This is a genomic window from Streptomyces griseofuscus, assembly GCF_014673495.1.
GTDB classification, from domain to species: Bacteria; Actinomycetota; Actinomycetes; order Streptomycetales; family Streptomycetaceae; genus Streptomyces; species Streptomyces murinus.
Genome location: NZ_CP051006.1, coordinates 2,332,861 through 2,345,280, shown reverse-complemented (window position 1 = coordinate 2,345,280; position 12,420 = coordinate 2,332,861). Strand labels below are relative to the sequence as shown.

The following is a 12,420-nucleotide window of genomic DNA, read 5'->3' as shown; positions in this document are numbered from 1 at the left end:
ATCACCATGAACGACATACCGAGGGAGCGCTGGACGCTCCACCACTCCGCCCGTGCCCACGCCGGCACCCGCCCCGACCACCCGGCGATCATCTGCGAGGGGCACGTCACCACCTACGACAAGCTGCACCGCGACAGCAACCGCGCCGCGCACGCCCTGCACACCAGCGGGGTACGGCGCGGCGACCGGGTCGCCTACCTCGGCCGCGAGTCCGCGAACTACTACCTCGTGATGATCGCCTGCGCCAAGGCGGGCGCCGTCCTGGTGCCGGTCAACTGGCGGCTCACCCCGAACGAGGTCGACCACATCCTGCGCGACTCCGGCGCCACGCTGATCTTCGTGGACGACGAGTTCTGGGACACCGTCGCCGCCGTACGGCCCCAACTGCGCGGACTGCGCCGGGTGATCCGGGTCGACGGCACCGACGCCGACGGCGAACCCGCCCGCGGCGCCGGGCTGCTCGCCTGGGCCGCGGACCAGCCCGAGACAGACCCGGCGCCCGGCACCGGACCCGACGACGCCGTCATCCAGATCTACACCAGCGGCACCACCGGTCTGCCCAAGGGCGCCATCCTCGCCCACCGCAGCTTCTTCACCCTGCCGCACGCCAGCCGTGAGCGGGGCGTGGACTGGATCGACTGGCTGCCCGAGGACGTCGCCCTGATCTCCCTGCCGGGCTTCGGCGTCGCCGGCATCGGCTGGTTCCTGCACACCTTCAACGCCGGCGGCACCAATGTGATCATGCCGCAGTTCGACCCGCAGGAAGCGGTCCGCCTCATCCGCGAGCACGGCGTCACCACCACCTTCGCCGCACCCGCGATGCTCCAGGCGATGGCCGCCGAACGCGGCGCGGGACCCGAGGCGTTCACCTCCCTGCGCAAGATCGCCTACGGCGCGGCGCCCATGTCCGAGACGCTGCTCAAGCAGTGCCTGGAGACCTACCGCTGCGAGTTCGCGCAGATCTACGCCAGCACCGAGACCGGCAGCGTCGCGGTCTGCCTGCCGCCCGGCGACCACCACGCGGGCAGCCCCCGGCTCATCTCGGTGGGCCTGCCCTGCCCCGGCAACGAGATCAAGGTGGTCGGCCCCGACGGCGAGAGCCTGCCGCCCGGCGCCATCGGCCAGGTCTGTGTGCGCGCCCCCTCCCGGATGCTCGGCTACTGGAACCTCCCCGACGCCACCGCCCGCACCCTGGTGGGGGAGTGGCTGTACATGGGTGACGCCGGATTCCTCGACGAGGACGGCTATCTCCATCTGTGCGACCGCATCAACGACACGATCATCGTGGCCGGGCAGAACATCTACCCGGCCGAGGTCGAGAAGGCCCTCGCCGCGCATCCGGCGGTCGCCGACGTGGCCGTGGTGGGGCTGCACGACGACCGCTGGGGCGAGAGCGTGCACGCGGTGGTCGTCCTGCGCCCCGGCGCCAAGGCGACCCCCCGCGAACTCCTGCTGTCCCTGCGCGGCCGGATCGCCGACTACAAGATCCCCGGCACCTACCACTTCGCCGACTCCCTGCCCCGCAACCCCTCGGGCAAGATCCTGCGCCGCGCGGTGCGCGAGCAGTTGGCGGCGGAGACCAGGGCCACCGCCGGGAGTGCCGTATGACCACGTTCCCCGACGTCCCCGCGGAGAGTGACACGTCCATGAGTACCGAACCGCTGCGGATCGGCATCCTCCTGCCCACCCGCGAGCAGGCCATCAACGGCACCTACGCCGCGGCCCCGTTGCTGGACTTCGCCAGGAACGCGGAAGCGCTCGGCTTCGACTCGCTGTGGGCCGGTGACTCCCTCACCGCCCGCCCCCGCCTCGACCCCCTGGTCGTGCTGTCGGCCGCCGCCGCCGCGACCCGGCGCATCACCGTCGGCACCGCCGCCCTCACCCCCGCCCTGCGCCACCCCCTCATCGGCGCCAACATGATCGCGAGCCTCAGCCATGTGGCCGCCGACCGGCTGATCCTGGGCCTGGGTTCGGGTTTCCCGATGCCCGAGACCGAGGCGGAGTTCGAGTCCGTCGGCGCCTCCTTCCAGGGCCGCGTCGGCCGCCTGGACGAGATCGCCGCGCTGTGGCGCACCGCCTGGCAGGCCGGCGAGGACGGCGAACCCAGCGAGTTCGAGGGCAGGTTCTGGCAGGCGGAGAACCTGGACCGGCTGCCCTCGCCCGCCGTGCCCGGCGGCCCGCCGCTGTGGCTGGCCGGCAGCGACACCCCCAAGGTGCTCGCCCGCGCCGCCACCCGCTACGACGGCTGGCTCCCCTTCCTCCCCGACGTCGACGCCTACGGCCGCGCCGCCGCCCGGCTCGGCGAACTCGCCACCGAGGCGGGCCGTACCGTGGTCCCCGGGCTGTACGCCACGGTCACCGTGAACAGCGACGAGGCCGCCGCCGAGGCCGAGTTGGAGCACTACATCAGCCACTACTACGGCCGCTCGCTGGAGCAGATGAGCACCATCCAGGCATACGCCTGGGGCAGCGCCGAGAAGTGCGCCGAATGGCTCGGCGGATACGTCCGGGCCGGCGCCCGGCACCTGGTGATCCGCATCGGATCCCTGGACCCGGAGCCCCAGTTGAAGGAGATCGCCGAGGTGCTGCTGCCCGCGGTACGCGCCCTCGGCACCGCACCCACCGTAGGGAGTACGCAGTCGTGACCACCGCCATCGGCACCATCGGCAGCCAGATGTCCAGCGAGGGACACTGGTTCCACCCCGTGGAGCCCTCGCCCGACGCCTCCATCCGGCTGTTCCTGCTGCCCCACGCGGGCAGCGGCGCCATCATCTACCGCGACTGGGAACGCCTGCTGCCGCCGGACATCTCCCCGCAGGCCGTCACCCTCCCCGGCCGGCACAACCGCCGCGAGGAGGAGACGTACGAGAACTTCTGGCCGCTGCTCGAAGCCCTGCACGAGGCCGTGCTGAACGACCTGGACGACCGTCCGTTCGCCTTCTTCGGCCACTGCCTCGGCGCCCAGCTGGCCTTCCGGCTCGCCATCCGCATGGAGGAGGAGGGCGGCCCGGTCCCCGCGATGGTCGGCATGTCCGGCTGGTCGCCGGTCGGCTTCTTCAAGCCGACCGAGGAGCAGAGCCGGATGCCGGAGCCCGAACTGGTGGAGTGGATCAAGAAGTTGGGCTCCTTCCCGGCCGAGGTCTACGACAACCCCGAGATGCTCGCCCTGGTCGTGCCCGCCCTGCGCTCCGATCTGCGGGTCGCCGGTGACTACGACGACGACGGCGCCGGCGTCAGCTGCCCGCTCGCCTCCTACGGCGGCCGCAGCGACCCGCTCCAGGAGGCCCCGGACGCCATGACCCACTGGGCCGGGCGCACCCCGTCGTACCTGGGACACAACGAGTACGAGGGCGGCCACTTCTACATCGACACCCACGCCCAGGCCGTCACCGCCCACTTCGCACACCGGCTCCAGCGGACCGTGGCCGCCGCCGTGAGCTGACCGGGGGAAACGGCGCGCGTCAGCGCCGTGTCAGCGGGTCGCGAGAAGGTGACAGGCGGCCCGCCGACACGGCGCTCGTCGGTCTCTCCCCGACGTACTGCCGAGGCCACCCATCCGAGAGAGAAGCAGCAGCATGAGATTCGACAAAGACCTCTTCATCGCGTCGGCCGGGTCATGGCTACCGGACACGATCACCGTGGCAGAGGCCACCGCCGAGGGCCTGGTCGACGAGGAGCACCGCAACCTCGGTTTCGAGAACATCGCCGTCTCCGACGAACTCTCCGGTCCCGAGATGGCCGTACGCGCGGGCCGCCTCGCCGTCGAACGCTCCGGCATCGCGCCCGCGGACGTCGGCCTCGTCCTGCACTCCTCCGGCAGCTACCAGGGCCACGACATGTGGCCCACCGCGGCCTACGTCGCCAACGAGACCGTCGGCCCCGGCGTCCCCGGCTTCGACCTCCAGCAGCGCTGCAACGCGGCAGTCGGCTCGCTGAGCCTGGCCGCCGGATACATCAACTCCGGCCTCGCCACCGAGGTGCTGCTCACCACCGGCGACCGGTTCGCCGCGCCCTGGGTGGACCGCTGGAACATCCAGATGAACCTCATCTTCGCGGACGGCGGCAGCGCACTGCTGGTGTCCGGCCGCACCGGCTTCGCCCGGGTGGTCGCCGCCACCCTGGGCGCCGACAACTCGCTGGAGCGCTGGAACCGCGGCCTCGAACCCTTCGCCCTCCAGCCCGGCGCCGAGGTGCGGCTGATCGAACGCGGCCTCCAGCACGCGGCCACCCCGGAGGCCGAGGGCTCCTGGGAGCGCTACGAGGCCGCCCTGATGTCCACCACCGGGCGTGTGATGGCCGAGGCGGGTGTGTCGACCGAGGACATCGCCCGCGTCGTCACCCCGCACGTCCACCGCAACAAGACCCCCGAGAACTTCGACCTGCTGGGCTTCACGGAGAAGCAGAGCACCTGGGAGGTCGGCCGCAAGTACGGGCATGTCGGCCCCGGCGACCAGTTCCTCGGCATCGAACACCTCGTCCTGGAACGCGCCGTCGGACCGGGCGACCTCGTCCTCGTCGTCGCGGCCGGCGCGGGCTTCAGCTTCTCCGCAGCCGTACTGGAGATCCTGCACACCCCGTCCTGGTGACGGGAGGGGCGGCTCCCCAGTCTCCCCACCGAACGAAGAAAGGAACGGCCGTCATGGCCCTACAGGAACCCCGGGAAGCCGCCCCGGGCCAGCACGGGAAGCAGCCCGGCACCACCGGATCGAACACCCCGGGGGCCACCGCGGCACCGCAGGAGCCCCCGGCCCCGCACTGGGCGATGCTGCCGATCATTCTGATCGGCACCTTCGTCATCACCCTCGACGTGTTCATCGTCAACGTGGCGATCCCCGCCACCCAGCGTGATCTGCACGCCGGTTCGTCCGCCGTGGAGTTCATCGTCGCCGGGTACGCGCTCGCGTACGCGGCCGGACTGATCACCGGCGGCCGGCTCGGCGACCTCTACGGCCGCCGCCGGATGTTCCTGATCGGCGTGGCCCTGTTCACCCTCTCCTCGGCCTGGGCCGGCAGCGCGCCCACCGCCGGGCAGCTGGTGGCGGCCCGCGTCGCCCAGGGTCTCGCCTCCGCCCTGATGGGCCCCCAGGTCCTCGCCATCATCGGCACCGTCTACAGCGGGCCCGCCCGTATCCGCGCCTTCAACGCGTTCGGTCTGACGATGGGGCTCGCCGGTGTGTTCGGCCAGCTCATCGGCGGTGTGCTGATCCACCTGGACATCGCGGGACTCAGCTGGCGCACCTGCTTCCTGGTCAATGTGCCGATCGGCGTCGCCGCGCTGGTCTTCGCCCCGCGCGTGGTTCCCGAGTCCAAGGCGCAGGGCAAGTCGCGCCTCGACCCGCTCGGCATGCTGCTGGTCTCCGCGGGTCTGGTCGCCGTCGTACTGCCGCTCGCCGAGGGCCAGCAGAAGGGCTGGCCGGAGTGGACCTGGGTGTGCCTGGCCGTCTCCCCGGTGCTGCTCGCCCTGTTCGCGCTCTACCAGCGGCGGCTGGCGGCGGCCGACCGCGGCCCGCTCGTCAACCCGGCGCTGTTCCGCCAGCGTTCCTTCACCGTCGGGGTGAGCACGGCCCTCGTCTACTACTCCGGCATGGCGTCGTTCTTCCTGGTGCTCGCCCTCTACCTCCAGCAGGGCTGCGGGCTCAGCGCGCTCGACTCCGGCCTGGTCTTCCTGCCGCTGGGCGTCGGCTTCCTCGGCGTCTCGCTGACCGCCAAGCAGATCGCCGCGGTGCTCGGCCGGCAGACCCTGGCCGTCGGCGCGCTGGTGCTGACGGCCAGTCTGATCGGGCTGTACGCCGCCGTGGAGCACATCGGCACCCATGGCGAGGTCGCCTGGCTGGTGCCCGGGCTGCTGGTCGGCGGCGCCGGGATGGCCATGGTGATGGCACCGCTGGCGACCGTGGCCCTCGCGGGCACCGACCCGCGCTACGCGGGCGCGGCCTCCGGTGTGCTGTCCACCGCCAACCAGGTCGGCGGCGCGATCGGCGTCGCGCTGGTGGGCGTGGTCTTCTACCACGTCCTGGGCAACGGCACCGGACCCGACGCCTACGCCGACGCCTTCCGGGCCAGCGTCTATCTGCTGGTGCCGTTCGCGCTCGGCGTGGCCGCCCTGGTCCAGCTGTTCCCGCGCCCGCCCAAGAAGGCACCCACGTCCTGAGCCGTGCGGCGGCTCGCCCGATCGCGGGTCAGCCGCCGGTCCCGTTCCGCGTGTCCGCCGACGGACACGCCGTCAGCGCACCACAGAGGAGTTTCGTCCATGACCACCGAAGCGGAACTGACCGGCAGAAGTGCCGAGTCCGTGCCGGCAGCGGACCACGGGGAATCCGGCGGCAAGCCCGCCTGGGGTGCTCTCCTCGTGGTGTTGCTCGGCCTGTTCATCGCCAACATCGACTTCTTCATCGTCAATGTGGCCATCCCCTCGCTCCAGCGGGACATGCACGCCACCAGCGCCGAGATCCAGCTGGTGGCGGCGACCTTCAACATCGGCCTGTCCGCCATGCTCATCACCGGCGGCCGGCTCGGCGACCTGTACGGCCGCCGCAAGGTGTTCGCCATCGGCCTGGCCCTGTTCGCGCTGGCCTCGCTGGCCTGTGGCATCGCGCCGAACATGCCCGAACTGATCGCCGCCCGCGCCGTGCAGGGCGCCGCGGCCGCGCTGGTCATCCCGCAGGTCCTCGGCATCCTGACCACCGCCTACACGGGCAAGGCCAGGGTCGCCGCGTTCAACGCGTACGGCATCACGATGGGCGCCTCCGCCGTGTTCGGCCAGCTGATCGGCGGTCTGCTGATCAAGGCCGACCTCTTCGGCTGGGACTGGCGGACCATCTTCCTGATCAACGCCCCGATCGGCGCCGTCGTCCTGCTGCTCACCCCGAAGGTGGTCCCCGAGTCCCGCGCGGAGGGCCGTACGGGACTCGACTGGACCGGGGTGGTGCTGGTGACCGCCGGCCTCACGGCCATCGTGCTGCCGCTGGTCCAGGGCCGCGAGCAGGGCTGGCCGACCTGGACCTGGGAGTGCCTGGTGGCGGCGGTGCCGCTGCTGGCCGCGTTCTGGTGGACGCAGCGCCGCAAGGCGGCCCGTGACGGCTCTCCGCTGGTCCACCCGAGCCTCTTCGCGGACCGCGCGTTCGGTATCGGCGTCGTCTCCCTGCTGGTGTTCTTCGCCGCGATGGCCTCCTTCTTCCTGGTCCTCGCGCTGTACCTCCAGGAGGGCCGCGGCGTCTCCGCGCTCAAGTCGGGTCTGCTGTTCATGCCGCTCGGCCTCGGCTTCTTCCTCGGCTCCGCGCAGTCGCCGAAGGTCGCCGCCAAGCTGGGCAAGCAGGTGCTCGCGCTCGGCGCGGTGCTCCAGGCGGTCGGCAATCTGGGCCTGGCCGAAACCGCATGGCACCTGGACAGCACCGGGAACGTGGCCTGGTGCATTCCGGCCATGGTCGTGGCCGGTCTCGGCATGGGCTTCGTGATCGCCCCGCTGGCCTCGCTGGTCCTGGCCGGGGTCGCCCCGCAGCACGCGGCCGCCGCCTCCGGGGTGTTCTCCACGGCCCAGGAGATGGGCAACGCGATCGGCATCGCCGTGCTCGGCGTGGTCTTCTTCGGGGTCGCCGGATCGCAGGTCACCGCGCACTCCTACGCCCACGCCTTCAGCGTCGGACTGCTGGTGCAGGCCGGGATCTGCGTCCTGGTGGCCTGCCTGGTGCAGCTGCTGCCGCGACCGAAGGCGGCGGACCCGGGCGCGGCGGCCGTGGCCGCCTGACCCGCCCCGCACTCCCGCCCCGAAGGGGGCCGGCGCACCCCGCGCCGGCCCCCTTCTCGTTGCTCGTCACCGAGTCCCGAACTATCCATCAGCCACCCGCTTTGCCTTCATAAAAGCAGATGTTTACCAGTATATAACGAGTCAGTAACCCGTCAGATTTCCGTCAGTGCCGCTCACCAGGATGTGCTCCGACGCTGAGATTCAGCCAACGGAGGGAACCCCATGTCCGCCTGTGAGCAGCGAAAACTGCCAGATTGGCCCATGCCCCGGTCGTGCCCCTACGCGCCGCCGGACGCCTACGCCGCACTCCGCGACGAAGCACCGTCCAGAGTGCGTATAAGAGGCGGCGAGGCCTGGCTGGTCACCCGGCACGCGGACGTACGCCAGGTGCTCAACGACAACCGGTTCAGCGCCGACGACCAGCAGCCGGGCTTCCCGATCCGCATCCAGCTGCCGCCCGAGCCGGGCGTGATGTCCTTCAGCCGCATGGACGACCCGGAGCACGGCCGGCTGCGCCGGATGGCCCTGACCGAGTTCACCGCCCGCCGCACCCGCGCCCTGCGCCCCGAGGTGGAACTCCTGGTCGGGCAGCTGCTGGACGAGCTGGAGAGCGGACCGAAGCCGGTGGACCTGGTGGCGAACTTCGCCATCCGGCTGCCCTCGCTGGTCATCGCCCGCATGCTCGGGGTGCCCGAGCGGGACGAGGCGGACTTCACCGAGCAGAGCCAGGTCATCCTCTCCCAGGAGGCCGGCCCCGAGGAGACGTACGCGGCGTTCGTCGCGATGACCAAGTTCCTCGACGAACTCGTCGCCCAGCGCAGCGCCGAACCGCGGGACGACCTGATCAGCCGGCTCGCCACCCGGTACGTGCGCGCGGGCGAGCTGACCCACGAGGAACTGGTGGCCATGGCCCGGTTCATCCTCGTCGCCGGGCACGAGACCACGGCTCACCAGATCAGCCTCAGCGTCCTCAGCCTGCTGCGCGATCCCGCCCAGCTCGCCGAACTGCGCGCGGACGAAGGCCTGTTCAAGCCCGCAGTCGAGGAACTGCTGCGGTACTGGTCCATCTCCCAGGACAACCAGGTGCGGGCCGCCGTGGCCGAGGTCGAACTGGGCGGCGCGACCATCCGCAAGGGCGACGGCGTGATCGTCGCCATCCCCGCGGCCAACCATGACGAGTCCGTCTACCCCGGCGCCGACAGGGTCGACATCCACCGTGACGCCGCCGGACACCTCGCCTTCGGCTTCGGCGCCCATCTGTGCCCGGGCGCCTCTCTGGCCCGGATGGAGCTGGAGGTCTGCCTCAAGGCCCTGTTCACCCGCTTCCCGGACCTGCGCCTGGCGGTGGCGCCGCAGGACGTCCGCTTCCGGGAGAACACCATCGTGTACGGGCTCCAGGAGCTGCCGGTCACCTGGTGATCCCCGGGCGGTCGTCCGGTTCGGTTCCCGCGTCCGGAGAACTCGTCCGGCGCGGGGACCTGCGGTCGAAGGGCGGTCACGACGTTTCTTGACGACGCGTCAGTAGCGCGTCAGTGCCAGGTCAGGACCGCTTGGCAGAGTCATCCGTGTTCCGTCCACCGCCGGTGCGTCCGATGTGAGGAGAGCGCCCGTCATGGCAGACACCGCAGCCCCCGGACCCACCCGGGCCCTGATCCTGGCCAATCCGGCCTCCGGTAGCCACAGCCCCGAACTCGTCGGTCAGGTACGGGATCTGTGCGCCACCTACCTGGAGCGGGCCGAGGTCCACCGGACCAGCGGACCGGGGGACGCGACCGTCGCCGTACGCCGCGCCCTGGAGCGCACCGACGACGCCCCCGACCTGATCGTCGCCATCGGCGGCGACGGCACGGTCCGCGAGGCCGTCCAGGGACTGGTGCCGGCCGACCACGGGGCGAGCCTCGCGGTGATACCCGGTGGCACCGGCAACTCCGGCTACAAGATGCTGTGGGGCGAGCGGCCCTGGAGCGAGGCGCTCAAGGCGGTCCTCACCGACCATGGCATCGGCGGCAGCGCCCGGTTGCGCAGACTCGACCTGGCACGCCTCGCCGAGACCCGCAACTACGTGTACCTGGGCGCCTGTTCGGGCGTCATCGCGGACGCCCTGATCACCGCGAAGCAGGTGCCGCTGAGCGGCCGCGAACGCTATGTCCGCGCCTTCGCCGACACCGCCGACGGGTACGAGCCGTACCCCGGCCGGGTCACGGTCGACGGCCGGATCGTGCACGAGGGCCCCACCGTCCTCGCCAACGTCGGCGGCGGCCCCTACCGCGGCGGCCGCTACCACGTACTGCCCGACTCGCTGCTCGACGACGGACTGCTCGACGTCTGTGTCATCGGCGGCGACGTCACCGCGGCCCAGGTTCCCGAACTGACCCTGAACGCCGCCCATATGACCCATCCGGCGACCGTCTACGCACGGGGCCGCCGGATCACCGTGGAACGCACCGACGGCCGCCGCCTCCCGCTGGAGCACGACGGTGAGTACCAACACGGCATCGGCGCCGCGGCCACCTTCGAGGTGCTCCCCGGAGCCCTCCCCGTGTGGGCGCCTGCCACCCCCTGAACCAACCGTCCGAAGAACCGAAGAAGCACCACCAAAAAGGAGATCGCCCGCATGAGCGACCTGACCACCACCGTCACCCGCTACCTCGACATCTGGAACGAGGCGGACGCCGACAAGCGCGCCGCGGCCATTGCCGAGCTGTTCACCGCCGACGCCCCGTACATCGACCCGCTGGCCGCGGTCGAGGGTCGCGAGGGCTTCGCGGCTGTGGTGGCCGGCGCCCGCGACCAGTTCAAGGGTCTCTCCTTCGAGCTGCACGGCACCGTCGACGCCCACCACAACCAGGCCCGCTTCCAGTGGGGCCTGGTGACCGAGGCCGGCGCCGAGCCGATCGCCATCGGCTTCGACGTCCTCGTCGCCGACGAGGCCGGCAAGATCAAGGCCGTCTACGGCTTCCTGGACAAGGTCCCGGCCGCGTAACACCGGCACGCGTCGCGGGAGCACCGGCAATCCGGTGCTCCCGCACCCGTGTTGAGGACCGAAGTCCTCCCCCTCGACGCACGCACGGAAGGTACCCGCCATGACCGCCGTCCTCGCGGAGAGCGTCGCCCGGGCGCTGTGCGACGACTGGGCCGAGCAGGCCGAGGCCTCGTCGCCGTCGACCGCCCGCCGCCCCGCCGGCACGGACACCCCGCTGCGCGAACTCTCGCACTGGGCCGCCACCTTGCGCCCGCAGGCCGTGCCGTGCCGGGTGCTCAAACTCGCCGCGAGCCAGGTGCTCTCGCAGATCGCCTCCATCCGGGCAGGGCTCCAACACCCCCTGGGCCGCAAGCTGGTGGCCGCCTTCGGGCACCCCATGCAGCGCGACCCCCGCCAGGCCGCCGGGGTCTTCGCGGCGCTCGGCTCCTGGCTCAACCTGGACGACACCGCGTACGCCGGCCATCTGTCGAACTCCACGGTCGCCGTCCCCCTCGCCTTCGCCTACGCCCGCCGCCTGGACGGCCTCTCCCTGCTCACCTCGGTGGTCGTGGCCAACGAGTGCGCGGCCCGCATCACCGCCTCCGCGACCCTCGGACCGCTGCGCGGCCAGAGCGCCGTGCACACCCATCTGGCCGGCGCGGTCGCCGGGCGGCTGCACGCCGACCGGGCCTCCGCGAGCCTGTACGAGAACGCCTTCGGACTGGCCTTCGCCATGCCCAACTGGCCGCTGATGCGCGCCTTCCTGGCCAGCGACGCCCGGCTGTTCAACACCTTCACCCCGGTGCGCACCGCGATGGACGCCTGCGACGCGGCGTACGCCGGGCTGCGCGGCGCGCCCGACATCATGGAGCACAGCGACGGCTTCCTCGCCCGCTTCGCGACGGTGCCGCTGCCCCAGGCGGTGGCCAAGGGCCTCGGCCGGCGCTGGCACACCGACACGCTGTCCTTCAAGATGCACCCCGGCGGACCCGGTATCGACGCGGCCGTGGACTGTGCCCAGGAGATCCACCGCGAACTGGGCCCGCTGCGCCCGCAGGACGTGGCCGAGGTCGTCGTGGAGGCGTCCCTGTACACCCTGTTCGCGGGACAGCGCGCCGCCGCCTACGTCACCGGTCCCGGCTCCCCGCTCGGCGCGCTGGTCCTGGACGTGCCCTACCCCGTGGCGACCACGCTCCTCACCGGCGAGTTCTCCGTCGACGACTTCTCCTCGCCCGCCGTGGACGACCTCGACCGCTGGGCGCTGGCCAAGCGGATCCGGCTGGAGCACGACACCGAGATGACCCGCGAACTCTTCCTGTCCGACGCCCCGTTCGGCGAGGCGGTACGGGAGGCGGGGGAGCTGGCGGTGCCCTGGCTGCGCGGCTTCGGCGGCGACGAACTCGTGGACCTGGTCGGCGCGGTCCGTGCCGACGACCGGGACTTCTCCAGCTCCACCAAGGCGACGGGCGCCCGCGTCACCGTCCGCCTGACCGACGGCCGTACGATCTCCCGCACCCGCCTGATCCCCATCGGCGCCGCGGGCCCCGAGACCCGCCACTCCCACGCCGACCTGGTCCGCGAGAAGTTCCTCTCGGTGGGCGGCCCCCACGAGGTCGCCGACACGGTCGACCGCCTCCACCGGATGCGCCCCTCGGCGGTCCGACGCTGGATAGAGACGGCCTTCCTGGACTGAGGGCGCCGCCGGCCCCGGCCC

Annotated in this window: 10 protein-coding genes; all 10 read left to right on the top strand. The window is 71.8% G+C overall.

Annotated elements, in window-relative coordinates:
• The first annotated feature begins 6 nt into the window (after positions 1 to 6).
• The 10 genes from HEP81_RS10285 to HEP81_RS10240 all read left to right on the top strand — a co-directional run bounded on the left by HEP81_RS10285 (position 7) and on the right by HEP81_RS10240 (position 12,399).
• Positions 7 to 1,608, top strand: coding sequence for a fatty acid--CoA ligase (locus HEP81_RS10285; RefSeq protein WP_037654330.1), 1,602 nt, complete (start codon positions 7 to 9; stop codon positions 1,606 to 1,608).
• Entirely contained in the window at positions 1,605 to 2,645 is a 1,041-nt protein-coding gene (locus HEP81_RS10280; RefSeq protein ID WP_387904787.1) for an LLM class flavin-dependent oxidoreductase, read from the top strand. Before HEP81_RS10285 ends, HEP81_RS10280 begins: the two co-directional genes overlap by 4 nt.
• 29 nt (positions 2,646 to 2,674) lie before the next feature.
• A complete protein-coding gene (locus HEP81_RS10275) occupies positions 2,675 to 3,442 on the top strand; it encodes a thioesterase II family protein (protein ID WP_037654405.1) in 768 nt (255 codons plus the stop codon).
• Positions 3,443 to 3,575: 133 nt separating this feature from the next.
• Positions 3,576 to 4,586 (top strand): ketoacyl-ACP synthase III family protein, encoded by a 1,011-nt coding sequence (locus HEP81_RS10270; protein WP_037654332.1) that lies wholly within the window; start codon positions 3,576 to 3,578, stop codon positions 4,584 to 4,586.
• Between the two features lie 53 nt (positions 4,587 to 4,639).
• Positions 4,640 to 6,151, top strand: a complete 1,512-nt coding sequence (locus HEP81_RS10265) for an MFS transporter (protein WP_037654333.1) — start codon at positions 4,640 to 4,642, stop codon at positions 6,149 to 6,151.
• Between the two features lie 99 nt (positions 6,152 to 6,250).
• Positions 6,251 to 7,744, top strand: coding sequence for an MFS transporter (locus HEP81_RS10260; RefSeq protein ID WP_078967292.1), 1,494 nt, complete (start codon positions 6,251 to 6,253; stop codon positions 7,742 to 7,744).
• Positions 7,745 to 8,074: 330 nt separating this feature from the next.
• Positions 8,075 to 9,163 carry a cytochrome P450 gene (locus HEP81_RS10255; protein WP_243279374.1) on the top strand — a complete coding sequence of 363 codons (1,089 nt, stop codon included), beginning with the start codon at positions 8,075 to 8,077 and terminating at the stop codon, positions 9,161 to 9,163.
• Between the two features lie 193 nt (positions 9,164 to 9,356).
• Positions 9,357 to 10,307, top strand: coding sequence for a diacylglycerol/lipid kinase family protein (locus HEP81_RS10250; protein ID WP_037654338.1), 951 nt, complete (start codon positions 9,357 to 9,359; stop codon positions 10,305 to 10,307).
• Between the two features lie 51 nt (positions 10,308 to 10,358).
• On the top strand, positions 10,359 to 10,727 hold the full coding sequence (locus HEP81_RS10245; protein ID WP_037654340.1) for a nuclear transport factor 2 family protein: 369 nt from the start codon (positions 10,359 to 10,361) through the stop codon (positions 10,725 to 10,727).
• A gap of 100 nt (positions 10,728 to 10,827) precedes the next feature.
• A complete protein-coding gene (locus HEP81_RS10240) occupies positions 10,828 to 12,399 on the top strand; it encodes an MmgE/PrpD family protein (RefSeq protein ID WP_078967293.1) in 1,572 nt (523 codons plus the stop codon).
• The last annotated feature ends 21 nt before the right edge of the window (positions 12,400 to 12,420 follow it).